Raw genomic sequence first — 23,284 nt, 5'->3', positions numbered from 1 at the left:
ACTTGCGGTTCTGCCAAGTCGTTTATGATCAGCGTCGCGAAAGGTGGTCAATCCTGTAGTTTTGCTACAGAAATTTGACCGATCCTTGAGACGCCCGCGGCCACAAGTCGACGGGCATTTTTGTTGAGTCGGGTTCGTATCGTGCCCTGGGTTTTCGAGTCTTCGTGTGTCCCATCCCTGCATTCGGCAGGTCGGCGGTCCCTGACGCTTCGGCGGCTCGGCGTCCGCTTGGCTGGCCGCTCGCACAGCCGGCAAGACAGGCGCTGCTGACCCCAGGTTGCGGCGAGAACGCCTGAACAGACCCCACGCTGTGTCGAGTCGAACTCCCCTTGTAGTCTCGATGAAAGAAATTCGCAGTTTGATGAAGGAGCGCGCATGAACTTTGCGCAGGATAAAGGCGGGTCGTCGCGCCTGACGGGTCTTGGCCTCGTCGTGCTGGTCCACGTCCTGATCATCGGCGCCCTGGCCAGCGGCCTGGCGACGAAGATCAAGGAAGCCGTCAAGGGGCCGATCGACGTCAAGGTCGTCGAGGAAAAGGTCAAGCCGCCGCCGCCGCCGGAGAAGGTCATTCCTCCTCCGCCGGACATCAAGGCGCCGCCGCCCCCGTTCGTTCCTCCGCCCGAAGTGGTCGTGACGGCACCGCCGCCCCCGACCCCAGCGGTCGCGGTGCAGTCGAACACGCCGCCGCCGGCCCAGGAATTCCGTCCCGCGCCGCCGCCCGCCGCTCCGGCACCTCCGGCCCCTCCGGCCAACAAGGTCCGTTCGGCGATCGGCAGCTGCACCAAGATGGGCAAGCCGGAGATGCCGGCCCTCAACTGGAGCGGCAGCGCGAGCTACAAGGCCACGTTCACCGTCAAGGCGGGCAAGATCACCGAGATCTCGCTGGCGACGCTGCGCGGCGCCAACGACCGCAAGGCGGACCGCGCTCTGAAGAACGCGATCACCTCCGCGCTGGCCGAGACGTACGAATGCCCTGGCGACGCGATCCTGGAACAGGAATTCGTGTTCAACATGGAATGATCGGCGGATCGCTCCGATCCGATCGACCGAATGAAGGGGCCACCTCCGGGCCCCGACCCCTCAACCTGAGTTCAAGACTTTTTGCGTAGGAGCTAACTCCATGATCTCTCGTCTGTCTGCCTTGTTCGCGGCCATCGCCTGCGCCGCGACCCTGGCCGTCTCCCCGCTGGCCGCCCAAGCGCAAGACCAGGCCGCCTCGGCCGCCGCCTCCGCCGCCGACACGACTGCCGCTCCCGCTGCCGACATCGCTCCTGCCGCTGTTGCCGACGCTCCCGCCAAGCCGGTGGACAACCCCTACAGCCTGGGCAACATCGTTGCTCACGGCAACATCGTCGACCAGATCGTCCTGGCGATCCTGTTCGTGATGTCGCTGGGCTCCTGGTACATCCTCTTCACGAAGCTGTGGGACACCTCCAAGATCGCTCGTGAAGCCAAGGACGTCCGCGCCACCTTCTTCAAGAAGGCGTCGCTGGCCGAAGGCATCAAGGGCCTGAGCGAAACCGGCGCGTTCCGCTACATCGCCCAGACCGGCGTGGAAGCCTCGGACCACCACGAAGGTGCGCTGACCGAGAACATCGACCACAACACCTGGGTCACGATGAACATCGACCGCGCCGTCGGCGAAGTGAACTCGCGCCTGCAAGGCGGCCTGGGCTTCCTGGCCACCGTCGGCTCGACCTCTCCCTTCATCGGCCTGTTCGGTACCGTGTGGGGCATTCTGCAAGCGCTGACCCAGATCGGCGTCGCCGGTCAAGCCTCGATCGACAAGGTCGCCGGCCCCGTGGGCGCCGCGCTGATCATGACCGCCATCGGTCTGGGCGTGGCCGTTCCGGCCGTGCTGGGCTACAACTGGCTGGTCAACCGCAACAAGTCGGTCATGGGCCAAGTCCGTGCCTTCGCCGCTGACCTGCACGGTGTCCTGATGGGCAGCCGCAAGGTCGCGGGCCGCTAATCCACCCTTCCCGGAGAAGCCAATATGGGGATGAACGTAGGTTCGTCCGGTGGCGACGATGAAGTGGTCTCGACCATCAACACCACGCCCCTCGTGGACGTGATGCTGGTGCTCTTGATCATCTTCCTGATCACCGTTCCGGTGGTGACGCAGTCGGTGGGGGTGACCCTGCCGAAGGAGACGAATGTCATCCGCGTCACGAAGCCGGAAAACATTGAAATCGCGGTGACCAAGGATGGCGACATCTACTGGGGCGTGCAGCTGGTTCCGGACACGGAAACGCTGGTGGCACGTCTGAAGAAGGTGGCGGTTCTGAATCCTCAGCCGGAAGTTCACATCCGTGGCGATGAAAAGACGCGCTACGAGAACGTGGGCAAGGTGATGGTCGCGTGCCAGCGCGCGGGCATCATGTCCATCAAGTTCGTCACCGAGCCCCCGGCTCGTGGTGGCTGAAGGAGCTGAACAATGGGTATGAATGTTGGAAGCTCCAGCGGTGGTGACGATCCCGAAACCATGCTGGACGTCAACACGACGCCGCTGATCGACGTGATGCTGGTGCTGCTGGTGATGCTGATCATCACCATCCCGATCCAGCTGCACTCGGTCAACCTGGACATGCCGCCGCCCAACAACAATCCGCCTCCGCAGGAGCCGGTTGTTCACGAAGTCGCGATCGACTTCGACGGCACGGTGTTCTGGGACGGCTCGGCCGTGCCGAATCATGCGGCGCTCGAGTCCAAGCTGGCGGAAGTGGTGGCGACGCCGGATCAACCGGAAGTGCACATCAAGCCGAACAAGCTGGCCGAGTATGCGTATGTCGCCAACGTGATGGCGTCGGCGCAGCGTCTGGGCGTCAAGAAGATGGCGATGGTCGGGAACGAGCAGTTCCTGAACTGAGACCGGATGTCCGTCTGACGATGTCTGCACGAAACGCGCTGCCCGCGAGGGCGGCGCGTTTTTTTCTTTCGTAGGAGAGCAATCGATGAAACTCAAACTGCTGGCAACCGCCGCCGTGGGCGCCGCGGCCCTGGTCCTGGGTCAGGGCCCCTCGGGCAGCCTGAGCGTCCTGTCCCAAGCCGCCGCGCAAGTGCGTCCGCAAGTCGGCGGCGCCCTGAAGGCTGCGTCCGACCTGCTCAAGGCGGGCAAGGCGCAGGAAGCCATGGGCAAGATCCGCGAAGCCGAGGCCATCCCCGGCCGCAACGCCGACGAGAACGCGACGCTGGAAGGCCTGCGCCTGTCCGCCGCCTCGCGCCTGGGCGATGCCGACGGCATGGTCAAGGCCTATGACGCGCTGACCGCCGCCGGCAAGCTGCCCGCGGCCAACAAGCTGCCCACGATGGAAGCCATCGCCGGCACCTACCTGCGCGCGGGCAACGGCGCCAAGGCGCTGGAATGGGTCAACAAGTACACCGCCGCGGGTGGCAACAGCCCGGCGATCAAGCAGATCCAGGCCGCCGCCCAGCTGCGCTCGGGTGACGTGACCACGATCCTGAAGGACACGCTGGCCGACATCTCGGCCGACGAGAAGGCCGGTCGCACGCCCTCGCAGGACAAGCTGAACACCGCGCTGTGGGCCGCCAACAAGAAGGGTGACGGCGCGACCGAGTCGGTCCTGATCCAGAAGCTGCTCAATTACTACCCCACCAAGCAGCTGTGGGCGCAGTCGCTGGGCACGCTGCAGAGCAAGAAGGGCTTCGCCGCCGGCCGCTATCAGGTCGACGTGCTGCGTCTGAAGCTGGCCACCGACAACATGAAGGATGGCAACGACTTCATGGAGCTGGCCCAGCTGGCCGGCGCCGCCGGCTATCCGGATGAAGGCAAGAAGGTGCTGGACAAGGCCTTCGCCGTCGGCGCGCTCAAGCCCACCGACGACAACGCCCGTCCCAAGCGCCTGGCTGATCTGCTGGACAAGCGCATCGCCGAAGCCAAAGCTGGCGCCGCTGCCGCCGAAACGGCCGCTCGCGGCGCCCGTGAAGGCGACGAGCTGGTGAAGGTCGGCTTCGCGCAAGTGCAGCGCGGCCAGGCCGCCGCCGGCATCAAGCTGATCGAGGAAGGCATCGCCAAGGGCAACCTGAAGCGTCCGGACGACGCCAAGCTCTACCTGGGCCTGGCCCAGTTCCTGGGCGGCGACAAGGCCAAGGCGCAAGCCACGTGGCGCACCGTCAAGGGCACGGACGGCTCGGCGGATCTCGCCGGCCTGTGGTCGGTCTACGCGCGCAGCGCGAAGAACTGATCGCGCCGAACGAGGGCGCGCTCAAGCGCGTCTCTCGTCGCGGCTGCTCGTAGCCGCTGCTCGCGAACGCTCTCAAGCGACAAGGCCTCCCGGCGCAAGCCGGGAGGCCTTTCACATTGACGCGACCGGATCGGATCGCGCCGCTGGCCGCTCGCGCGGCGCTTACTTGGGCTGCATCCGGATTGCGCCGTCCAGGCGGATCACCTCGCCGTTGAGCATGTCGTTGGTGATGATCTGGTGGACCAGCTTGGCGTAGTCCTCGGGGCGACCCAGGCGCGAGGGGAAGGGCACGCTGGCGGCCAGTGCGTCCTGCACTTCCTGGGGCATGCCGAACAGCATCGGGGTGCCGAAGATGCCGGGGGCGATGGTCATGTTGCGGATGCCGTTGCGGGCCAGGTCGCGCGCGATGGGCAAGGTCATGCCGACCACGCCGCCCTTGGAGGCCGCGTACGCCGCCTGACCCATCTGGCCGTCGAAAGCCGCGACGGATGCCGTCGAGATGAGCACGCCGCGCTCACCGGTGGCTTCCGGTTCGTTCTTGGACATGGCTTCCGCGGCCAGGCGGATCATGTTGAAGGAGCCGACCAGGTTGACCGTGATCGTCTTCGAGAACACGGCCAGCGGATGCGCGCCGTCCTTGCCGACGGTCTTGGCCGCGGGCGCGATGCCGGCGCAGTTCACCAGCCCCATCAGCTTGCCCAGCGACACGGCCTTGGCCACGGCTGCCTGCCCGTCGGCCTCCTGGCTCACGTCGCACTTCACGAAAGCGCCGTTCAATTCCTTGGCCAGAGCCTCGCCACGCTCGACCTGCAGGTCGGCGATGACCACGGTCGCGCCCTCGCGCGCCAGCATGCGGGCCGTGCCCTCGCCCAGACCGGACGCGCCGCCGGTGACGATGAAGACCTTGTTCGCGATGTCCATCAGATGTCTCCTTCCACGTTGTTCACCTTGCTCAGGTTGTCGATGTCGTTCCTGCCGGCGCGGCGTCGACGGGGGTCGTCGCACGCCGATCGGCACTCGAAGTTGCCGTTGACGTAAACGTCAATTGTGGACGAGAAAATGGCGGCCACGCGGGCCGCCATCGTTCCGGTGCGCGGTCGGCGCGCGCCGATCAGCCCAGCGCGGCCAGCGCGCGCGAGGTGATCTCGTCGACGCTGCCGATGCCTTCGATGCGGCGGTATTGCGGGGCTAGCGCGTCGCCGCTGGCGGCCCAGGTCGAGTAGTAATCGACCAGCGGGCGCGTCTGGGCCTGATAGACCTCCAGGCGCTTGCGCACGGTTTCTTCCTTGTCGTCGTCGCGCTGGACCAGGTCCTCGCCGGTGACGTCGTCCTTGCCGGCCGTCTTGGGCGGGTTGAACTTCAGGTGGTAGCTGCGGCCCGAGCCCGGATGCACGCGGCGGCCGCTCATGCGCTCGATGATGGCGTCATCGGGGACGGCGATCTCGAGCACGAAATCCAGCTTCACGCCGGCGGCCTTCATCGCGTCCGCTTGCGGGATGGTGCGGGGGAAGCCGTCGAACAGGAAGCCCTTGGCGCAGTCGGGCTGCGTGATGCGTTCCTTGACCAGGCCGATGATGATGTCGTCGCTGACCAGACCGCCTGCGTCCATGACCTTCTTGGCGGCCACGCCCAGTTCCGAGCCCGCCTTGACCGCTGCGCGCAGCATGTCGCCGGTGGAGATTTGCGGGATGCCGAACTTTTGGCAGATGAAGGCCGCTTGGGTGCCTTTACCGGCGCCAGGGGCGCCCAGAAGAATCAGTCGCATGGGTCTCCTCGATACGTGGAGAGGGCGCGCCGCAGGAACGACGCGCCCTCGAAAACTGCGGGCGAGGATAGCATGGGCCAGCCTTCTCCCCGCTGACGCGGCGCCCGAATGAATTGAGGTGTAACCCTGTCGGGCCATGACCCCGCGACGCCCGCGAGGGCCGTGTTCATCGGGGGAAACCGCCGGTGATCAACCCGCGATGAGGCGCCGCACGCGCTCCAGATCCTCGGGCGTGTCGACGCCGGGACCGGGGCGCTCGTCGCTGACATGCACCGCGATGCGCTCGCCGTGCCAGAGCACGCGCAGCTGCTCCAGCGCCTCGATCTGCTCGAGCGGGCTGACCGCCAGCGTCGGGAAGCGGCGCAGGAATCCGGCGCGATAGGCATACAGGCCGACATGACGCAGCACCGCGTCCGGCTTGACGCGAGCGCCGCCGCCGGGCGCGTCGCGCCACCACGGGATGGGCGCGCGGGAAAAGTACAGCGCCAGGCCCTGGGCGTCGGTCACCAGTTTGACGACGTTGGGGTTGGCGAACTCCGAATCGTCGTCGATGGCGTGAGCGACGGTAGCCATCGCGCATGGCGGCTTCGCGGCCAGCAGCTGCGCGCAGGAGCGGATCATGGCCGGAGCGATGAGCGGCTCGTCGCCTTGCACGTTGACCACCAGCGCGTCGTCGGCCAGGCCGAGCAGCTCGACGGCTTCGGCGAGGCGATCGCTGCCGCTCGGATGGTCGGCACGGGTCATGAGCGCGCGCACGCCGTGGGCCTCGCACGCCTGGCGGACTTCATCCGCGTCGGTCGCGACCACGACCTGCGCGGCGCCGGCCAGCGCGGCGCGGCGCGCGACCTGCACGATCATCGGCGCGCCGCCGATGTCCGCCAGCGGCTTGTTGGGCAGCCGCGTCGACGCCAGTCGCGCCGGGATGACGATGTGGAACTCGGCGCTCACGCCGCGTCGCCCTCGGCGTCGGTGGGGCGCGCCTCCACCGCCAGCATCACCGGGATGCCGTCACGGATGGGGAAGGCCAGGCGGTCGGCAGGGCACACCAGCTCGCGGTCGGGCAGGCCGGTGCCGGGGGCGTTGCGGCGGTCTTCCAGCGGGCCCTTGCAGACGGGGCACACCAGCATCTCAATCAGTCGATGGTCCATGGGGGAGCAGCCGCCGCAGCTCGCGCTGCAGCGCCTCTTCAAAAGCGGGTTCGGGGCGGAAGTCTAGCGCCACCACCCAGATGCGGCAGCCTTGCAGCGCCTCGGGACGCAGCTTGACCGCGTCCTTCTCGGTGATGACGACCTCGTCGGTGCGGGCCCAGGGCAGGGGATCCAGGGTCGCGTGATCCGGCAGCGCCAGCGCGCGGAAGTTCAAGCCCTGCTCGCCGAGCATGTCGAAGAAGCGCTCCGGCCGGGCCAAGCCGGCGGCGGCGGTCAGCGCCTTGCCGCGCAGCGCGTGCAGACGGTCCATGCGGCCGGGCTCGCCGCGCCACCAGTCGGCCAGCGCGACGGCGCCGGCGAGTTGCCGGGTGCCGACGTAGCCGGGCAGGGCGGTGCTCGGACGGCCGGTGCTGTAGAGCACCAGCCGGTCCGCCGACGAGCCGGGCGGCGGCGGCAGATCGCGGGCCTGACGCAGCGGGCCGGCGGGCAGCAGCCGGCCGTTGCCCAGGCCGCGTTCGTCGAAGACCAGGATGCTGAGCTGCCGCGGGAGCCGCCAGTGCTGCAGGCCGTCGTCGGCCACGAGGATCTGGGTGTCGGGGTGGGCCGCCAGCAGGGCATGCGCCGCGGCGATGCGGTCGCGGCCCACCGCCACCGGGACGCGGGCGCGCAGGCGGAGCAGCAGCGGCTCGTCGCCCACGTCCTCGGCCCGGTCGCCGTCGGCGATCACCCGGACCGCGTTCTCATCCTTGCGGCCGTAGCCGCGCGAGACCACGCCCGCGCGCACGCCCATGCGGTTCAGCACGTCCAGCAGGGCCAGCGTCGTCGGCGTCTTGCCGGCGCCGCCCACGACCCAGTTGCCGACGACGATGACCGGCACCGGCAGCGTGGCGCTCTTCTTGAAGCCGTGGCGATACAGCGCGACGCGCAGACGCAGGACGGCGCCATGCAGCGCGGCCAGCGGCCGCAGCAGGTGGGCGAGGCGGTCGTCGTCCCGCCACGCCCGTTGCAGCCGGTGCTCGAGCGCGGCCCGGTTCATGTCCGGCGCGGGCTCATTGCGGCTTGTTGGCCGCGAAGGTCAGGCGCGGCAGATTGGCGCGCCGCGCCGCATCCATCACGTTGACGACCGCCTGATGCGGTGTCGCCGCGTCGGCGGAGATGATCACCACCGGCTCCTGCTTGCCCTGCGCGGCCTGCTGCAGCGCGGTGGTCAACAGCTCCACGCTGCGGCCCTCGACGACCTGTCGATCAATCGCATAGCGGCCGTCGGCGGCGATGGCCACGATGATCTCGGCCGGCCGGTCCTTGAGCTGCTGCGCGTCCGCGGTGGGCAGCGTGACCTGAAGTTCGGTGAACTTGGAATAGGTCGTCGACAGCATCAGGAAGATGAGCACCACCAGCAGCACGTCGATGAACGGGATCAGGTTGATCTCCGGCTCCTCGCTCTGACGACGGCGGAACTTCATTTGGCCGCCTTCGCGGGCTTGCCTTGCGCGGGCGCGGCCACTGGCGGCGGCACGGTGGGCGGGCCTGCGTGGTGCACGGGAGCGACCGGGGGCATGGCGCGGTTCACCAGGTGCGTCAGCAGGCGTTCGCTGGCCTGCTCCATGTCGATGACGTAGGCCTCGATACGGCCGCGGAAGTAGCGGTACATCATCAGCGACGGGATCGCCACGATCAGGCCGAAGGCGGTGTTGTAAAGCGCGATGGAGATGCCGTGCGCCAGCAGGCCGGGGTTGCCGCCGGTAGGGCTCTGGCTGCCGAAGATCTCGATCATGCCGACCACCGTGCCCAGCAGGCCCAGCAGCGGCGCGGCCGCGGCGATCGTGCCCAGGGTGTTCAGATATCGCTCCATCTGGTGGATCGCATGGCGGCCGGCCAGTTCGAAGACCTGTCGCAGGCGGGCTTCACCGCCGCGTGGATCGACCTGCGAGGCGCGCAGCCCCGCAGCCAGCACCTGACCGAGCAGCGAGTTCTCCGCCAGCTTGCCCACGACCTCGTTGCTGGGGATCTGCAGCTGCGTCACGCCCAGCACTTCCTCGATCAGGCTGGCCGGGGCGACGCGGGCGGCGCGCAGGCTCACCAGGCGCTCGATGATCAGGGCCAGCGCCACCACGGAACACAGCAGCAGCGGCCAGATCGGCCAACCGGCGGCTTGTATGATCGAAAACAAGGCATTCCCTCCGTTCGGGCATCTCCGGCCCGGCGGCGCGATTATGGCGCCACGCCGCTCCCGCGCCGAACACCGCCAACCCTCATCACAAGCCCTTACAAACATCCACCGATCCTGTGGATAACTTTGTGGGCAAGTCCTGGCGGAACGGCGCCAGAGCCCGTCGGCAAACGGCCCGGAACAGGTTGCCCAAAAAACAGGCAGGAAAAAGCTTTTGAAAAACAAGCGCTTATCGATATGTGACGCGGGCATGACGGCCGATATGGCCCGCGGGACCAGCATTGGCGCGGCTGTGGAGTTCCGAACCCGCGCCAGCATTGGGTTTGCGCATGGTTGATGCCCTGAAACCCGCATCGCCACGGATGGTCTGGGGTGTATCGGCCCTGTTGACGGCCCTTTCCGACGCATTGCAGGCGCGCTTCCCCGTCATTGCTGTGCAGGGCGAGCTGTCCGGCTTCACCCGCGCGGCCAGCGGCCATTGCTACTTCAGCCTCAAGGACGCCGAAGGCCAGCCGGCGATGCTGCGCTGCGCGATGTTCCGGCGGGCGGCCAGCCTGGTCGATTTCGCGCCGCGCGACGGCATGACCGTGGAGCTGCGCGGTCGCCTGGACCTCTATGGTCCGCGCGGAGAGCTTCAGTTCATCGTCGAGGCGATGCGCCGTTCCGGCGAAGGCGCGCTGTACGAGCAGTTCCTGCGGCTGAAGGCGCGGCTGGAGGCGCAGGGGCTGTTCGACGTCGACCGCAAGCGTGTGCCGCCCCCTTACGCGCGCCGGATCGGGGTCATCACCTCGACCGGCGGCGCCGCGCTGCACGACGTGCTGACCGCGCTGAAGCGCCGGGCCCCGCATGCCCGGGTCTTCGTCTATCCGACGCTGGTCCAGGGCAACGAGGCGCCCCCCCGGATCGTGCGGGCGCTGGCCCTGGCCAACGAGCGCCGCGATGCCGAGGTGCTGCTGCTGGTGCGCGGCGGGGGCTCGCTCGAGGACCTCTGGGCCTTCAACGACGAGCGCGTGGTGGCCGAGGTCGCCGGCTCGGCGCTGCCGGTCATCTGCGGCGTGGGCCACGAGACCGACATCACCCTGGCCGACCTCGCGGCGGACCTGCGCGCGCCGACGCCCACCGCGGCCGCCGAGCTCGCCACCGTGTCGCGCCAGCAGTGTCTGGAGACGCTGGACGGGCTGGAGCGCCAGCTGGTGCGGCGCGTCGAGCAGCGCCTGGACGCGGCGGCGCAGCGGCTGGACCGGATGGCGCTGCGCCTGGCCCGGCCGGGCGACGCGCTGGCCCGCCAGCGGCGCCGGCTGGATCTGCTGTCGCAGCGGCTGGGCCAGGTCGGGCCGCGGCGGGTGGGACTTCAGACGCAACGGCTGGAGCACCTGGAGCAGCGGCTCGCCCGCGCGCTGCCGGGGCAGGCGCAGCGCGGCGCGCATCGGCTGGACGCGCTGGCGGCGCGGCTGGAGGCGCTGGACCCGCGCCAGGTGCTGGCGCGCGGCTATGCCTGGCTGGACGACGGGCAGGGGCGGGCGCTGAGCTCGGTCCGCCAGCTGTCCGAGGGTCAGGACTTGCGCGCCGTCCTGGCCGACGGCGAGGCCGAGCTGCGCGTCGGGCGCGTCGTCTGCCGGGACGAGTGAGCGCGGGACGCCGGCGCAAGAGAGGCCTGCGCCGCCGCAGGGCTTTGTTTCCGGGAAACGCCACTGCGAGCGAGCATGGCCAGGCGCGATATGCGTGCTCCTGCCAGGGGCATGATTCGGATGCCTACAATCGCCCGCGACATTCGTCCACCACCTCATCCAACAGGAGTCCCACATGGAACACGTTCTGCCCGAGCTGCCGTACGACAAGAAGGCGCTGGAGCCGCACATCAGCGCGGAGACCTTCGAGTACCACCACGGCAAGCACCACAAGGCCTACGTGGACAACCTGAACAACCTGCAGAAGGGCACGGAGTTCGAGAACAAGACGCTGGAAGAGATCGTCAAGACCTCCAGCGGCGGCATCTACAACAACGCCGCCCAGATCTGGAACCACACCTTCTTCTGGTCCTGCATGAAGCCCAACGGCGGCGGCGCGCCGACCGGCAAGCTGCTCGACGCCATCAACGCCAAGTGGGGCAGCGTCGACGCCTTCAAGGAAGCCTTCCAGAAGAGCGCCGTGGGCAACTTCGGCTCGGGCTGGACCTGGCTGGTCAAGAAGGCCGACGGCTCGGTCGACATCGTCAACACCGGTGCCGCTGGCACGCCGCTGACGACCGCCGACACCGCGCTGCTGACCGTCGACGTGTGGGAACACGCCTACTACATCGACTACCGCAACGCGCGTCCGAAGTTCGTCGAGACCTTCCTGAAGAGCCTGGTCAACTGGGACTTCGCGCAAGCCAACTTCGGCAACTGATCGCGCGGCGCCCGTCACGGGCGCCTGCGACACGGCGCTCTTCGAGAGCGCCACGAGCAACGGCCCGGGAGCGATCCCGGGCCGTTGTCGTTGGGGCCGCCGCGACGGCGGCGCCGGTCCCCGTACCCAGTCGCGCGATCACGCGCTGGGATGAGGACTGTTTACTTGGGCCAGGGGCCGCCGCGCAGCTTGGCGCCGGCCTTGAAGCCGCGCTGGTCGAACCAGCCCTTGTTCATTTCGAGCACGTAGCGCACCGGCTTGGCCGAGCAGTGCGAGGCGTCGGATAGCGGCTTCATCTCGACGATGTTGACGATGGCGCCGTCGTCGGCGACGAAGGCCACCGCCAGCGGGATGAGGGTGTTGCGCATCCAGAAGCACTGGACGTTGGCGTCCTCGAAGACGAAAAGCATGCCGTTGTTGGCCGGCATCTCGCGACGATTCATCAGGCCGATGGCGCGCTGCTCTTCGGTGCGCGCGACTTCAGCGTGGATCAGATGCATGCCGGCGCCGAGCTCGACGACGGGCAGGCCGGTCTGCGGACCTTGCGCCTGGGCCAGCGCCGCGCCGGTCGAAAGAAGAAGCGCGGCGGCCGCCAGGGCCATCCGCGATGCTGCGGTCTTGATATTGAACATGGTCGACCCTTGAGGTTTGGCGGATTATCGCGGCCATGTTGCCCGCTCCAGCCGCCGCGGCACCCGCCGCCGGCCCAGGCGCGGCGGCCCGCCTCCTCAGCGAATCCGAGCCCGATGCCCGCGCGATCCCCGTCGATCCCGCGGGCTTGCGCGCTCCTGGCGACGCTTCGCCCACATCGGGCACCGATCAGCGGCTGGCGGGCTTTACCGAATGGAAAAGCGATGTGTCGGGCGCGCGCCACGCGTGCTCGCGCTTGCTGCTGTCGGGCATGCACTGCGCGAGCTGCGCCGGCCTGATCGAGTCGCTGCTGCAGGCGCAGCCGGGCGTGAGGCTCGCGCAGGTCAGTCCGGCCACGCAACGCCTGACCCTCGACTGGCATCCCGAGACGACCACGCTGGACGCGCTGCGCGCGGCGCTGGCCAGCGCCGGTTACGACTTCGCGCCCGATCTGGCCGCCCCCGCGCGCGAGCTGCGCCGGCGTGAGCATCGGCAGGCCGTGTGGCGGTTGTTCGTCGCGGGCTTCCTGATGATGCAGGTCATGATGCTGGCCTGGCCGTCCTACGTCGCGGCGCCGGGCGAGATGCCCGATGACCAGGCCGCTTTGCTGCGCTGGGGCCAGTGGGTGCTGACACTGCCGGTGATGCTGCTGTCCGCCGGCCCCTTCTTCAAGGCGGCGTGGACGCAGTTGCGCGGTGGACGGCTCGGCATGGACGTGCCGGTGTCCTTGGGCATCGCGGTGGCCTTCATCGCCGGCAGCGGCGCGACGCTGGATCCGGGCGGCGTCTTCGGGCACGAGGTGTACTTCGACTCGATCACGATGTTCGTCAGCTTCCTGCTGGGCGCGCGCTATCTGGAATTGCGCGCTCGGCACCGCGCCGCCGAAGCGCTGGAAGAGGCGGCCGGCGGCGTACCCGAGCAGGTCGAGCGGCGACGCGCCGACGGCGGCTGGGAGTGGGTGGATCCGGAGCGGCTCACGCCGCGGGATCTGGTGCGTGTCGCCGCGGGCCAGCGCGTGCCGGCCGATGCCGTCGTCGAGCAGGGCGACAGCGCGACCGATGAATCGCTGCTGACCGGTGAATCGCGCGCCGTCCGGAAGTCCGCAGGCGACGAGGTGCTCGCGGGCAGCGTGAACCTGAGCGGCGCGTTGCTGCTGCGGGTACGGCATGTCGGCGAGGACACCCGGCTGGCCGGCATCCGGCAGCTGATGACGCAGGCCTTCCAGGACCGGCCCGAGTCCTTGCGCGCGGCCGATCGCGTCGCGGGATGGTTCCTGGCCGCGGTGCTGGTGCTGGCCGGGGGCGCGGCTCTGGCGTGGCTGTTCATCGATCCGTCGAAAGCGATCGCCGTCAGCGTGTCGGTGCTGATCGTGACCTGCCCCTGCGCGCTGTCGCTCGCGGCGCCGGCCGCATGGGTGAGCGCCGCCGGCGCGTTGGCGCGGCGGGGGCTGCTGCTGTCGCGGCTCGACGCGATCGAGTCCCTGGCCGATGTGGACCTGATCGTCACCGACAAGACCGGCACGCTGACCGACGCCACGCCGCGAATGTCCCGGCAGTGGCCGGCGTCGCTGGACACGGAGGCGCTGGCGGCGGCCATGACCTTGGCCGGCGGCTCTCGCCATCCCATGTCGCGCGCCTTGATGGCGTCGCTGGAGCGGGCCGACGAGCCGGCGCCGCGCGCCGACGGACCGACGTCGACGCGGTGGCGGGCGATCGAGGAGATCGGTGGCCGAGGCTTGCAAGGCATGGACGAACAAGGGCGGACGTGGCGACTCGGCTCGGCGGCGTGGGCCTCGGGTGGCCGATCGGACGATGCGCAACTGGTGCTCGCATGCGAGGGCGTCGAGCGGGCGTCCTGGCAGTTCGTCGAGGCGCTGCGCGAGGGCGCCCGCGAGGCCGTGAGCGTGTGGCGCGATCAACGGCTGGACGTGGAACTGCTGTCCGGCGACGCGCCGCCTCGGGTTGCGCGGATTGCGGCCCTGGCCGGCATCGATCGCTGGCGCGGCGCCGCGACGCCGGAGGACAAGCTGTCCCATGTCGCCACGCTGCAGGCGCTGGGGCGGCGCGTGCTGATGATCGGCGACGGCATCAACGACGCGCCGGTGCTCGCGCGCGCGCAGGTGTCGATCGCAATGGGGCAGGGCGCGGACCTCGCGAAGGCGCGTGCCGATGCCCTGCTGGTGGGCGGGCGGCTCGATGCCGTCGCCGCTGCCTTGCCGCTGGCACGTCGTACGCGTCGCGTGGTGCGCCAGAACCTCGCCTGGGCGGCCCTCTACAACGCCGTGTGCGTCCCGCTCGCCCTGCTGGGCTGGCTGCCGCCCTGGGCCGCGGGGCTGGGCATGGCGCTCAGCTCGGCGTGGGTGATCGCGAACGCGGCACGCCTGGGCAAGTCCTGACCCTCCTCACGTCGACTGTCATTTCCGCCGCCCGCTCAAGGACCCTTCGATGGACATCCTCTATCTGCTGATTCCGCTCTCCGTGGTGCTGGTGCTGGTCGTGCTGGCGGTCTTCGGCTGGGCGCTGCAGGACGGTCAGCTGGAGTCTCTGGATCGAGAAGGTCAACGAATCCTCGAGGACGAAACACAAGCTTGACAGTCGTCAAGGTGCTCCGGATGCCGCGGCCAAACAATCGCCGCCATCTGCAAAAGACAGGCACAAGGAGCCGACATGTCAGGCACGACAAGTCCGATGGGAGGGGGGGCTCGAACCCCTGGATACGAGGATGGAGTGGTCCGAGCGTTCTCGCTGGCCTCGGTCCTGTGGGGCGTGGTGGGGATGCTGGTCGGCGTCATCATCGCAGCGCAGCTCGCCTGGCCCGAGCTCAACCTCGGCATCCCCTGGCTGAGCTACGGCCGCCTGCGGCCGCTGCACACCAACGCGGTGATCTTCGCCTTCGGCGGCTGCGCGCTGATGGCCACGTCCTTCCATGTGGTCCAGCGCACGAGCCAGGTGCGGCTCTTCGCGCCGGCACTGGGCTGGTTCGTGTTCTGGGGCTGGCAGCTGGTGATCGTGCTGGCCGCTATCACGCTTCCGATGGGGCTCACGACCGGCAAGGAGTACGCCGAGCTTGAATGGCCGATCGACATCCTGATCGCCGTGGTCTGGGTCGCGTACGCGATCGTCTTCTTCGGCACGATCGGCGTGCGCAAGGTCCGACACATTTACGTCGCCAACTGGTTCTTCGGCGCCTTCATCATCGCGGTGGCGCTGCTGCACATCGTCAACAGCGCCGAGATCCCCGTCTCGCTGACCAAGAGCTACTCCGCCTACGCGGGCGTGCAGGACGCGATGGTGCAGTGGTGGTACGGCCATAACGCCGTGGGCTTCTTCCTGACCGCCGGCTTCCTCGGGATGATGTACTACTACATCCCCAAGCAGGCCAACCGGCCTGTCTACAGCTACCGGCTCTCGATCGTCCACTTCTGGGCGCTGATCTTCACCTACATGTGGGCCGGTCCCCACCACCTGCATTACACCGCGCTGCCCGACTGGGCGCAGAGCGTGGGCATGCTGTTCTCGCTGGTGCTGCTGGCCCCGAGCTGGGGCGGCATGATCAACGGGATGATGACGCTCAGCGGTGCCTGGCACAAGCTGCGCGACGACCCGATCCTGAAGTTCCTGATCGTGGCGCTGTCGTTCTACGGCATGTCGACCTTCGAGGGGCCGATGATGTCGATCAAGACGGTCAATGCGCTCTCGCACTACACCGACTGGACCATCGGCCACGTGCACAGCGGCGCGCTGGGCTGGGTGGGGCTGATCTCGATGGGCTCGCTCTACCACCTGATCCCGCGCATGTACGGCCGCACCGAGATGTACTCCAAGCGCGCCATCGAGCTGCATTTCTGGATCGCCACGCTGGGCATCGTGCTCTACATCGCCGCGATGTGGATCGCCGGCGTGATGCAGGGCCTCATGTGGCGCACGGTCAACCCGGACGGCACGCTGGCCTGGACCTTCGCCGAGAGCGTCAAGGCGACCTACCCGTTCTACGTGGTGCGTCTGATGGGCGGCCTGCTGTATCTCGGCGGCATGCTGCTGATGGCCTGGAACGTCGTGATGACGGTCCGCGTCGGACGCGTCAGCCCGCAGCCCATTCCCCCGGTCGCCATCGCGGCGGCCGCCTGATCGCACGGACCCCAGGAGCAAGCCATGGCCAACGCCCATGCCAAACCCGCCGGACACGAGCGCATCGAGACCAGCAACTTCCTGATGATCGTGCTGGTGCTGCTGACGGTGATCGTCGGCGGCATCGTCGAGATCGTCCCGCTGTTCTTCCAGCGCTCGACCACGCAGCCGGTCGAGAACCTCAAACCCTATACGCCGCTGCAGCTCGCCGGCCGCGACGTCTACATCCGCGAGGGGTGCTACAACTGCCACTCGCAGATGATCCGGCCGTTGCGCGCGGAGACGCTGCGCTACGGGCATTACTCGGTCGCCGGCGAGTTCGTCTACGACCACCCCTTCCAGTGGGGCAGCAAGCGCACCGGTCCTGACCTGGCGCGCGTCGGCGGCAAGTACAGCGACGAGTGGCATCGCCTGCACCTGACCAATCCGCGCGACCTGGTCCCCGAGTCCAACATGCCCGCCTACGCCTGGCTGAACGGCGCGGCCCTCAACCCGCAAGAGCTGGCCCCGCGCATGCGGGCGCTGCGGACCGTGGGCGTCCCTTACACGGACGAGCAGATCGCCGCCGCCGCCGAGGAGGTCAAGGGCAAGACCGAGATGGAAGCGGTCATCGCCTACCTGCAGGTGCTGGGCACCGCGCTCAAGCGCTGAACGGAGGTCGTCATGCATGCAATCGACTTCGACCTCAACACGCTGCGATCGGCGGTGACGCTGATCTCGCTGCTGGTGTTCCTCGGCATCGTCGTCTGGGCCTATGCCCGGCGCAACCGTGAACGTTTCGAAGACCTGGGCGCGCTTCCGCTGATGGACGACGTGGCGCCCGAAGGAGGTCGTCATGAGTGATTTCGTTTCGAACGGCTGGGCACTGTTCGTCGCCGCGGCCACCGTGCTGGGGCTGGTGCTCTGCCTGGCGCTGCTGATCATCGCCAGCCGTCGCAAGGTGATGGCCGATGACAACTCCACCGGCCATGTCTGGGACGAGGACATCCGCGAGCTCAACAACCCGCTGCCGCGCTGGTGGATGGTGCTGTTCGTGCTGACCGTGGTCTTCGGCGGCATCTACCTGGCGCTGTATCCCGGGCTGGGCAGCTACGCCGGCACGCTGAAGTGGAGCAGCACCGACCAGTACAAGGCCGAGGAGGCTCAGGCCCGCGAGGCCATGCACACGATCTACGCGACCTTCGACGCCAAGCCGGTCGAGGCGCTGGCGCGCGACCCGCAGGCCATGGGCATCGGTGAGCGGCTGTTCGCCAACAACTGCGCGACCTGCCACGGCTCCGATGCCAAGGGCTCGAAAGGCTTTCCGAACCTGACCGACGAGGACTGGCTCTACGGCGGCAGCTTCGAGACCATCATCGAGACCGTCACCAACGGTCGCCAGGGCACGATGCCGCCGATGGCCGCGGCGGTGGGCTCCAGCGAGGACGTGCGCAACCTCGCCAACTACGTGCTGAGTCTGTCGGGCAGCCCTCACAACGACATCGCGGCGGCGCTGGGCAAGCCCAAGTTCGCCGTCTGCGCGGCCTGCCACGGCATGGACGGCAAGGGCAACCAGGCGCTTGGCGCGCCCAACCTCACCGACAAGGTCTGGCTGCACGGCTGGGGCGAGGGCGCCGTCATCGCGATGGTGAACAACGGCAAGCACAGCGTGATGCCCGAGCACGGCTCGCGCCTGAGCCCGGAGCAGATCCGCGTACTGGCCGCCTATGTCTGGGGCAAGTCCCATGACCGTCCCTGAACCACGGATCGAGCCACGGGCCGAGCCCCGGGTCATCCGGCTGTACGAGTCCGAAGCCAAGATCTATCCCCGCGCCGTGCACGGCTGGTTCGCCGTGTGGCGCTGGGTGCTGGTGTGGGCGACGCAGGCGCTGTTCTACGGCCTCCCGTGGCTGAACTGGAACGGTCGCCAGGCGGTGCTCTTCGACCTGGACGCGCGGCGCTTCCTGATCTTCGACCTGGTCCTGTACCCGCAGGACTTCATCTATCTGACCGCGCTGCTGGTGGTGTCGGCCTTCGGGCTGTTCTTCTTCACCGCGGTGGCGGGGCGGCTGTGGTGCGGCTACGCCTGCCCGCAGACGGTCTACACCGAGATCTTCCTGTGGATCGAGCGCCACATCGAGGGCGACCGCGCGGCGCGCATGCGGCTGGACAAGGCTGGATGGGGCGTCGAGAAGTTGCTGCGCAAAGCTGGCAAGCATGTGGCCTGGATCGCGGTGTCGCTGTGGACCGGCTTCACCTTCGTCGGCTACTTCGAGCCGATCCGGGCGCTGGGCGGCGGCGTGTTGAGCGGCGCGCTCGGTGGTTGGGAGATTTTCTGGATCCTGTTCTACGGCTTCGCGACCTACGGCAACGCGGGCTATCTGCGCGAGCAGGTCTGCAAGTACATGTGCCCGTATGCGCGCTTCCAGAGCGCGATGTTCGACAAGGACACGCTGATCATCAGCTACGACGCCGCGCGCGGTGACCCGCGCGGACCGCGCTCGAAGAAGGTCGATCCGGCGGCGACGGGACTGGGCTCCTGCGTGGACTGCGCGCAATGCGTGCAGGTGTGCCCGACCGGCATCGACATCCGGAAAGGTCTGCAATACGAGTGCATCGGCTGCGCGGCCTGCATCGACGTTTGCAACGACGTGATGGACAAGTTCGGCTACGAGCGCGGTCTGATCCGCTACGCGACGCAGAACGGCATCGACCGTCGGTGGACGGCGGCGCAACAGTGGCGACGCGTGCTGCGCCCGCGCGTGCTCATTTACGGCGCGATCCTGCTGACCGTATCGTCGGTGCTGGTGTGGAGCCTGGCGATGCGTATGCCCTTCAAGGTCGACGTGGTGCGGGATCGCGCGACGCTGGCCCGGCAGATCGAGGACGGCGTGGTGGAGAACATCTATCGGCTGCAGTTGATGAACGCGGCGGAATCGACGCAGCGCTTCCGCCTGGACGTGACCGGCCTCGACGGATTGACGGTGGGTTCGCCGCATGGGGAGCTCATGCTCCAACCCGCCGAGGCGCGTTGGATCACCGTTTCCCTGCGCTTGCCGCCGGACGCGGCGACCCGCATCGGCGGCGGCGTGCATCCGATGCGCTTCCGCATCGAGCGCGTGGGCGCCGACGGCATGAGCGCGGACCGGGAGCTGTTCGAGAAGTCGACCTTCGTAGTGCCGCGTTGAGGCCGCAGGCATCGCTGACCTCACGGCCCTCGCTGAAGCGTGACCCCGCAAATGGAGCTGACATGAACACCATCCTCACCCGCCCTGGCGCGGAACTCCCTGACAGCGGTCCCTGGTGGCGGCATCCGATGATGTGGTTGGCGCTGGGCGGGCCGGCGATCGTGGTGGTCGCCAGCATCGTGACCCTGACGCTGGCGGTCACGCATCCGGATCCGGTCATCGAGCATCGCGGTTCGGACGGCACGATGCGCCGGGCCGCCGAGGATGCCGGCGACGACAACGCCACCGCCGCGCACGAGCCCGCGATGAGGGCCCGCAATCACGCGGCCACCGGCGGGCAGCCGCATTGACGGCGGCATTGACGGCCGCCTTGAAGGCCGCCTTGAAGGCCGCATGGTCCGCCGGCTAAGCGGCCTGTCGCACCAGCTGCGACAGTTGCCGCTGCTTGAGCAGCCGGACCTCGCGGGCGCGGATCTCCAGCATGCCCTCGTCCTGCAGCTTGGACAGCGTGCGGCTGATCGTCTCCAGCGTCAGGCCGAGGTAGCTGCCGATCTCCTCGCGCGTCATCCGCAGCACCACGCTGGACGACGAGAAACCGCGCACCTGCAAGCGCTTGAGCAGATTCATCAGGAAGGCGATGACGCGCTGCTCGGCACGCATGGCGCCGAGCATCAAGAGCACTTGCTGCTCGCGCACGATCTCGCGGCTCATCAGGCGGTGGAACTGCTGCTGCAGCTGCTCGAAGTCGCGGGACAGATCGTCCAGCTTCGCGTAGGGGATGACGCAGACCTGGGAATCTTCCAGCGCCACGGCGGTGCAGGTATGCGCGCCGCCGCAGATGCCGTCCAGGCCGAGCAGCTCAGCCGCCATCTGGAAGCCGGTGACCTGATCGCGACCGTCCTCCGCGATGGCCGAGGTCTTGAAGAAGCCGGTGCGGACGACGTAGATGGATTCGAAGGTCTCGCCGGCGTGGAACAGCACCGTGTTGCGCGGCACCACGCGGCGGCCGTGGACCATGCGTTCGAGCTGTTCGATCTCGGCCGGCGCCAGACCGGTGGGCAGGCAAATGTGGCGCAGGCAGCAGGTCGAGCAGGCGACCTTGAAGGGTTCGAGCCGAGGGAAGGGGGGAGGGGGAGCGGTGTGTCTCGCCATAGGTGCGGCGCTGGGCAGGCGCGAGTGGAGGCGTGGGCGGTGCGAGGCCTGGCTAGGCAGCGGAACAAGGGCGCGGGCGGCGTCGTGCTGCGGGCCGGGACGGGCGGTGGCTTGGGGGAAGCCGCGGATTCTTCGCGGCGCGAATGGCGTCGGCAATGACATCAATCAATGACCAATTGCCAACAAAGGGTGAGGATGCCAGCCCATGAGACCTGACCCCGCCCAGTGCCAGTGGGACCCTGCGATCCCGGACCCCGATCTGCTGCGCCGCTTCGATGTCGCAGGACCACGCTACACCTCCTATCCCACGGCCGACCGTTTTCATGGCGGCCATGACGCCGTGGCCGCCAGCGAGGCGCTGGCGCTGCGCGCGTTCGGCCCCTCCGCATCGCAGCCGCTGTCGGTCTATGTCCACATTCCCTTCTGCGAGTCGGTCTGCTACTACTGCGCCTGCAACAAGGTCGTGACGCGGCATCACGAGCGCGCGACCGAGTACCTGAAGGCGCTCGAGACCGAGATGGGGCTGGTGCTGCGCCAGCTCGGTGAGCGACCGGTGGTGTCGCAGCTGCACTTCGGCGGCGGCACGCCGACCTTCCTCTGCGATGCCGAGCTCTCGGGCTTGATGGCGTTGCTGCACAAACACTTCCGCATCGCCGCCGATGCCGAGGTCTCCATCGAAGTCGACCCCCGGACGATCGACGTCGCGCGGCTGCGCCACCTGCGCTCGCTCGGGATCAACCGGCTCAGCTACGGCGTGCAGGATTTCGACCCGGCCGTGCAGAAGGCCGTCCATCGCGAGCAGAGTGTCGAGAGCGTGGCCGCGCTGATGGCAGCGGCGCGCGAGATGGGCTTCCGCTCCATCAACGTGGACCTCATCTACGGCCTGCCGCTGCAGACGCCGATCTCGTTCGCGCGCACCATCGATCAGGTGGCGACGCTGCGTCCCGACCGTGTCGCGCTGTATGGCTACGCGCATCTGCCCCACCGCTTCAAGCCGCAGCGCCGCATCGAGGCATCTGCGCTGCCGGTGGCCACTGACAAGCTGCGCATGCTGTCCGGCGCAATCGCCGGCTTCATCGCGCGCGGCTACAGCTACATCGGCATGGATCACTTCGCGCTGGCCAGCGACCCGCTCGCGGTCGCCAAGCGGGAAGGGCGCCTGCATCGGAACTTCCAGGGCTACAGCACGCAGCCCGATTGCGACCTGATCGCGCTGGGCGTGTCGGCGATCTCCAAGGTCGGCCCGTCCTTCGCGCAGAACCTCAAGACGCTGCCGGAGTATTACGCCGCGCTGCGTGAAGGTCGGCTGCCGGTCGAGCGCGGCCTCAAGCTGGATCAGGACGATCTGGTGAGACGCGACGCGATCATGGCGCTGATGTGCCAGGGACGGCTGGAGTTCGATCCGATCGAGCGCTCGCATGGCGTCGTCACGGCGGACTACTTCGCGCCGGAGCTCGAGCGTCTGCGGCGCATGGAGGCCGACGGACTGGTGACGCTGGAGCCGCGCGCGGTCCAGGTCACGCCGACCGGCTGGTTCTTCGTCCGGGCCGTGGCGATGGTCTTCGATCGCTACCTGAGGCGCGACCCCGCCACATCGGCGTCCGCCGGCGGCGCGACCGACGTGCCCTCGTCGCCGGTGCGCTTCTCCCGCATCCTCTGACCGCGCCAGCGGCGGGAGGCTCTCATGCTCGATGTGGCGCTGGCCGGTTCCGCCTTCCTGATGGGCGTCGCGGGCAGCCTGCATTGCGCGGCGATGTGCGCGGCCCCTTGCGCGGCGGTGACGGGGGGGCGGCGGGGCACCGGCGCGGCCTTTCAATCGGGACGATTGATCGGCTACGCGGCGGGCGGCGCGATCGTGGCCGCGAGCGTCGGTGGCCTGTTGCGCTGGGAGTCCGCCGCAGGCTGGCTGCGGCCGCTGTGGCTGGCGATGCATCTTGCGGTGCTTGCCCTCGGGATCATGCTGGCCTGGCGGGCGGAGCAGCCGCTCTGGTGGCGCCGGCTGTGGACCTCGCGCACGCCGGCTTCGCTGGGCGTGCCGGCATCGGCGCTGGCCGGCGGAGGCGTCGCCTGGGCCGGAGCGGGTCGCTCGGCGGGTCGGACGGCCGGCGCGTTGGGCGCGGGTCTGGCCTGGCTGGCCTGGCCCTGTGGATTGCTCCAATCGGCGCTGATGACGGCGGCACTGGCCAACGGGCCCTGGCAGGGCGCGGGCGTGATGGCGGCCTTCGCGCTGGGCTCGTCGCCCGGACTGCTGGCGGGGCCGTGGTTGCTTGCCCGCCTTGGACGCTTGGGACGCTTGGGACGCTTGGGACGCTTGGGTCGAAACGGCCGACGGAACGGGCCCGACGCGCAAGTCCCTGCTGACGACGCGGACGGCCCGATCATCGCGGGCGGCGCCGGTGTGCGATGGGCGACGCGGCTGTCGGGTCTGCTGCTGGCGGCGGGGGCGCTGTGGGCCCTGGGTCACGGCGCCTGGGCGCAGGTCCGCGCGTACTGCGGCTGATCCGGTGTGGCGGGCATGCGCGCCAACAGCCG

27 protein-coding genes are annotated in these 23,284 nt (G+C 68.6%); 17 read left to right on the top strand and 10 right to left on the bottom strand.

From position 1 onward, the window contains the following. Positions 1-375: 375 nt before the first annotated feature. The 5 genes from ABDW59_RS14825 (at position 376) to ABDW59_RS14805 (ending at position 4,205) form a co-directional block, all read left to right on the top strand. Positions 376-1,020 (top strand): hypothetical protein, encoded by a 645-nt coding sequence (locus tag ABDW59_RS14825; protein ID WP_343630603.1) that lies wholly within the window; start codon positions 376-378, stop codon positions 1,018-1,020. Between the two features lie 100 nt (positions 1,021-1,120). Next, entirely contained in the window at positions 1,121-1,972 is an 852-nt protein-coding gene (locus ABDW59_RS14820; RefSeq protein ID WP_343630602.1) for a MotA/TolQ/ExbB proton channel family protein, read from the top strand. A 24-nt stretch (positions 1,973-1,996) separates the two neighbouring features. Next, the gene (locus ABDW59_RS14815) at positions 1,997-2,425 is read left to right on the top strand and encodes a biopolymer transporter ExbD (RefSeq protein WP_343630601.1); all 429 of its coding nucleotides are present in this window, start codon (positions 1,997-1,999) and stop codon (positions 2,423-2,425) included. Between the two features lie 12 nt (positions 2,426-2,437). Further along, on the top strand, positions 2,438-2,869 hold the full coding sequence (locus ABDW59_RS14810) for a biopolymer transporter ExbD (protein WP_343630600.1): 432 nt from the start codon (positions 2,438-2,440) through the stop codon (positions 2,867-2,869). A gap of 85 nt (positions 2,870-2,954) precedes the next feature. Further along, entirely contained in the window at positions 2,955-4,205 is a 1,251-nt protein-coding gene (locus tag ABDW59_RS14805; protein ID WP_343630599.1) for a hypothetical protein, read from the top strand. Between the two features lie 162 nt (positions 4,206-4,367). Here ABDW59_RS14805 and ABDW59_RS14800 read toward each other — a convergent pair whose 3' ends face one another. The 8 genes from ABDW59_RS14800 to ABDW59_RS14765 form a co-directional block, all read right to left on the bottom strand. Next, positions 4,368-5,126: a 3-hydroxyacyl-CoA dehydrogenase gene (locus ABDW59_RS14800; protein WP_343630598.1), complete on the bottom strand. Its 759-nt coding sequence runs from the start codon at positions 5,124-5,126 to the stop codon at positions 4,368-4,370. Next, positions 5,126-5,275, bottom strand: a complete 150-nt coding sequence (locus ABDW59_RS14795; protein WP_343630597.1) for a hypothetical protein — start codon at positions 5,273-5,275, stop codon at positions 5,126-5,128. Before ABDW59_RS14795 ends, ABDW59_RS14800 begins: the two co-directional genes overlap by 1 nt. Positions 5,276-5,316: 41 nt before the next feature. Continuing rightward, a complete protein-coding gene (adk, locus tag ABDW59_RS14790; RefSeq protein WP_343630596.1) occupies positions 5,317-5,970 on the bottom strand; it encodes an adenylate kinase in 654 nt (217 codons plus the stop codon). 189 nt (positions 5,971-6,159) lie between these two features. Further along, on the bottom strand, positions 6,160-6,918 hold the full coding sequence (gene kdsB, locus ABDW59_RS14785; protein ID WP_343630595.1) for a 3-deoxy-manno-octulosonate cytidylyltransferase: 759 nt from the start codon (positions 6,916-6,918) through the stop codon (positions 6,160-6,162). Beyond that, the gene (locus tag ABDW59_RS14780) at positions 6,915-7,118 is read right to left on the bottom strand and encodes a Trm112 family protein (protein WP_343630594.1); all 204 of its coding nucleotides are present in this window, start codon (positions 7,116-7,118) and stop codon (positions 6,915-6,917) included. The genes kdsB and ABDW59_RS14780 overlap by 4 nt, the downstream gene beginning before the upstream one ends. Further along, the gene (gene lpxK / locus ABDW59_RS14775) at positions 7,099-8,154 is read right to left on the bottom strand and encodes a tetraacyldisaccharide 4'-kinase (RefSeq protein WP_343630593.1); all 1,056 of its coding nucleotides are present in this window, start codon (positions 8,152-8,154) and stop codon (positions 7,099-7,101) included. The genes ABDW59_RS14780 and lpxK overlap by 20 nt, the downstream gene beginning before the upstream one ends. 13 nt (positions 8,155-8,167) lie before the next feature. Then, the gene (locus ABDW59_RS14770) at positions 8,168-8,581 is read right to left on the bottom strand and encodes a biopolymer transporter ExbD (protein WP_343630592.1); all 414 of its coding nucleotides are present in this window, start codon (positions 8,579-8,581) and stop codon (positions 8,168-8,170) included. Continuing rightward, on the bottom strand, positions 8,578-9,288 hold the full coding sequence (locus ABDW59_RS14765) for a MotA/TolQ/ExbB proton channel family protein (RefSeq protein WP_343630591.1): 711 nt from the start codon (positions 9,286-9,288) through the stop codon (positions 8,578-8,580). Before ABDW59_RS14765 ends, ABDW59_RS14770 begins: the two co-directional genes overlap by 4 nt. Before the next feature lie 329 nt (positions 9,289-9,617). Here ABDW59_RS14765 and xseA point away from each other — a divergent pair, with 329 nt between their 5' ends. Both xseA and ABDW59_RS14755 read left to right on the top strand, forming a co-directional pair. Continuing rightward, on the top strand, positions 9,618-10,916 hold the full coding sequence (xseA, locus tag ABDW59_RS14760) for an exodeoxyribonuclease VII large subunit (protein ID WP_343630590.1): 1,299 nt from the start codon (positions 9,618-9,620) through the stop codon (positions 10,914-10,916). 175 nt (positions 10,917-11,091) lie between these two features. Next, positions 11,092-11,676, top strand: a complete 585-nt coding sequence (locus ABDW59_RS14755) for a Fe-Mn family superoxide dismutase (RefSeq protein ID WP_343630589.1) — start codon at positions 11,092-11,094, stop codon at positions 11,674-11,676. A 161-nt stretch (positions 11,677-11,837) separates the two neighbouring features. Here the strand turns inward: ABDW59_RS14755 and ABDW59_RS14750 are convergent, their stop codons facing one another. Next, on the bottom strand, positions 11,838-12,308 hold the full coding sequence (locus ABDW59_RS14750; protein WP_343630588.1) for a DUF192 domain-containing protein: 471 nt from the start codon (positions 12,306-12,308) through the stop codon (positions 11,838-11,840). Positions 12,309-12,343: 35 nt separating this feature from the next. On the opposite strand from ABDW59_RS14750, the gene ABDW59_RS14745 reads away from it, so the two are divergent. From ABDW59_RS14745 to ABDW59_RS14710, 8 genes are all read left to right on the top strand, one after another. Continuing rightward, positions 12,344-14,701 carry a cation-translocating P-type ATPase gene (locus ABDW59_RS14745; protein ID WP_343630587.1) on the top strand — a complete coding sequence of 786 codons (2,358 nt, stop codon included), beginning with the start codon at positions 12,344-12,346 and terminating at the stop codon, positions 14,699-14,701. Positions 14,702-14,750: 49 nt separating this feature from the next. Continuing rightward, positions 14,751-14,897: a cbb3-type cytochrome oxidase assembly protein CcoS gene (ccoS, locus tag ABDW59_RS14740; protein WP_343630586.1), complete on the top strand. Its 147-nt coding sequence runs from the start codon at positions 14,751-14,753 to the stop codon at positions 14,895-14,897. 96 nt (positions 14,898-14,993) lie between these two features. Beyond that, on the top strand, positions 14,994-16,433 hold the full coding sequence (gene ccoN / locus ABDW59_RS14735; RefSeq protein ID WP_343630616.1) for a cytochrome-c oxidase, cbb3-type subunit I: 1,440 nt from the start codon (positions 14,994-14,996) through the stop codon (positions 16,431-16,433). Between the two features lie 24 nt (positions 16,434-16,457). Further along, on the top strand, positions 16,458-17,084 hold the full coding sequence (ccoO, locus tag ABDW59_RS14730) for a cytochrome-c oxidase, cbb3-type subunit II (RefSeq protein ID WP_343630585.1): 627 nt from the start codon (positions 16,458-16,460) through the stop codon (positions 17,082-17,084). 12 nt (positions 17,085-17,096) lie between these two features. Further along, complete coding sequence (locus ABDW59_RS14725; protein ID WP_343630584.1) at positions 17,097-17,276, top strand: cbb3-type cytochrome c oxidase subunit 3; 180 nt, start codon at positions 17,097-17,099, stop codon at positions 17,274-17,276. Then, positions 17,269-18,171, top strand: coding sequence for a cytochrome-c oxidase, cbb3-type subunit III (gene ccoP, locus ABDW59_RS14720; RefSeq protein WP_343630583.1), 903 nt, complete (start codon positions 17,269-17,271; stop codon positions 18,169-18,171). The genes ABDW59_RS14725 and ccoP overlap by 8 nt, the downstream gene beginning before the upstream one ends. Then, positions 18,158-19,600, top strand: a complete 1,443-nt coding sequence (gene ccoG, locus ABDW59_RS14715) for a cytochrome c oxidase accessory protein CcoG (protein WP_343630582.1) — start codon at positions 18,158-18,160, stop codon at positions 19,598-19,600. Before ccoP ends, ccoG begins: the two co-directional genes overlap by 14 nt. A gap of 62 nt (positions 19,601-19,662) precedes the next feature. Next, positions 19,663-19,950 carry a hypothetical protein gene (locus tag ABDW59_RS14710; RefSeq protein ID WP_343630581.1) on the top strand — a complete coding sequence of 96 codons (288 nt, stop codon included), beginning with the start codon at positions 19,663-19,665 and terminating at the stop codon, positions 19,948-19,950. A gap of 55 nt (positions 19,951-20,005) precedes the next feature. Here the strand turns inward: ABDW59_RS14710 and ABDW59_RS14705 are convergent, their stop codons facing one another. Beyond that, positions 20,006-20,752: a cyclic nucleotide-binding domain-containing protein gene (locus ABDW59_RS14705; protein ID WP_343630580.1), complete on the bottom strand. Its 747-nt coding sequence runs from the start codon at positions 20,750-20,752 to the stop codon at positions 20,006-20,008. A gap of 205 nt (positions 20,753-20,957) precedes the next feature. Here ABDW59_RS14705 and hemN point away from each other — a divergent pair, with 205 nt between their 5' ends. After that, a complete protein-coding gene (gene hemN, locus ABDW59_RS14700) occupies positions 20,958-22,412 on the top strand; it encodes an oxygen-independent coproporphyrinogen III oxidase (RefSeq protein WP_343630579.1) in 1,455 nt (484 codons plus the stop codon). Positions 22,413-22,436: 24 nt separating this feature from the next. Beyond that, positions 22,437-23,252, top strand: coding sequence for a sulfite exporter TauE/SafE family protein (locus tag ABDW59_RS14695; RefSeq protein ID WP_343630578.1), 816 nt, complete (start codon positions 22,437-22,439; stop codon positions 23,250-23,252). Positions 23,253-23,284: the final 32 nt, after the last annotated feature.

The sequence above is a fragment of the Roseateles sp. genome (assembly GCF_039595295.1).
Lineage (GTDB): Bacteria > Pseudomonadota > Gammaproteobacteria > Burkholderiales > Burkholderiaceae_C > Roseateles.
This window is presented reverse-complemented; position numbering and strand designations above follow the sequence as displayed.

Coding starts and splice junctions, on each gene's coding strand:
- ABDW59_RS14825 (WP_343630603.1), top strand. CDS start 376: ATGAACTTTGCGCAGGATAAAGGCGGGTCGTCGCGCCTGACGGGTCTT.
- ABDW59_RS14820 (WP_343630602.1), top strand. CDS start 1,121: ATGATCTCTCGTCTGTCTGCCTTGTTCGCGGCCATCGCCTGCGCCGCG.
- ABDW59_RS14815 (WP_343630601.1), top strand. CDS start 1,997: ATGGGGATGAACGTAGGTTCGTCCGGTGGCGACGATGAAGTGGTCTCG.
- ABDW59_RS14810 (WP_343630600.1), top strand. CDS start 2,438: ATGGGTATGAATGTTGGAAGCTCCAGCGGTGGTGACGATCCCGAAACC.
- ABDW59_RS14805 (WP_343630599.1), top strand. CDS start 2,955: ATGAAACTCAAACTGCTGGCAACCGCCGCCGTGGGCGCCGCGGCCCTG.
- ABDW59_RS14800 (WP_343630598.1), bottom strand. CDS start 5,126: ATGGACATCGCGAACAAGGTCTTCATCGTCACCGGCGGCGCGTCCGGT.
- adk (WP_343630596.1), bottom strand. CDS start 5,970: ATGCGACTGATTCTTCTGGGCGCCCCTGGCGCCGGTAAAGGCACCCAA.
- ABDW59_RS14780 (WP_343630594.1), bottom strand. CDS start 7,118: ATGGACCATCGACTGATTGAGATGCTGGTGTGCCCCGTCTGCAAGGGC.
- lpxK (WP_343630593.1), bottom strand. CDS start 8,154: ATGAACCGGGCCGCGCTCGAGCACCGGCTGCAACGGGCGTGGCGGGAC.
- ABDW59_RS14770 (WP_343630592.1), bottom strand. CDS start 8,581: ATGAAGTTCCGCCGTCGTCAGAGCGAGGAGCCGGAGATCAACCTGATC.
- xseA (WP_343630590.1), top strand. CDS start 9,618: ATGGTTGATGCCCTGAAACCCGCATCGCCACGGATGGTCTGGGGTGTA.
- ABDW59_RS14755 (WP_343630589.1), top strand. CDS start 11,092: ATGGAACACGTTCTGCCCGAGCTGCCGTACGACAAGAAGGCGCTGGAG.
- ABDW59_RS14750 (WP_343630588.1), bottom strand. CDS start 12,308: ATGTTCAATATCAAGACCGCAGCATCGCGGATGGCCCTGGCGGCCGCC.
- ABDW59_RS14745 (WP_343630587.1), top strand. CDS start 12,344: ATGTTGCCCGCTCCAGCCGCCGCGGCACCCGCCGCCGGCCCAGGCGCG.
- ccoS (WP_343630586.1), top strand. CDS start 14,751: ATGGACATCCTCTATCTGCTGATTCCGCTCTCCGTGGTGCTGGTGCTG.
- ccoN (WP_343630616.1), top strand. CDS start 14,994: ATGGGAGGGGGGGCTCGAACCCCTGGATACGAGGATGGAGTGGTCCGA.
- ccoO (WP_343630585.1), top strand. CDS start 16,458: ATGGCCAACGCCCATGCCAAACCCGCCGGACACGAGCGCATCGAGACC.
- ABDW59_RS14725 (WP_343630584.1), top strand. CDS start 17,097: ATGCATGCAATCGACTTCGACCTCAACACGCTGCGATCGGCGGTGACG.
- ccoP (WP_343630583.1), top strand. CDS start 17,269: ATGAGTGATTTCGTTTCGAACGGCTGGGCACTGTTCGTCGCCGCGGCC.
- ccoG (WP_343630582.1), top strand. CDS start 18,158: ATGACCGTCCCTGAACCACGGATCGAGCCACGGGCCGAGCCCCGGGTC.
- ABDW59_RS14710 (WP_343630581.1), top strand. CDS start 19,663: ATGAACACCATCCTCACCCGCCCTGGCGCGGAACTCCCTGACAGCGGT.
- ABDW59_RS14705 (WP_343630580.1), bottom strand. CDS start 20,752: ATGGCGAGACACACCGCTCCCCCTCCCCCCTTCCCTCGGCTCGAACCC.
- hemN (WP_343630579.1), top strand. CDS start 20,958: ATGAGACCTGACCCCGCCCAGTGCCAGTGGGACCCTGCGATCCCGGAC.
- ABDW59_RS14695 (WP_343630578.1), top strand. CDS start 22,437: ATGCTCGATGTGGCGCTGGCCGGTTCCGCCTTCCTGATGGGCGTCGCG.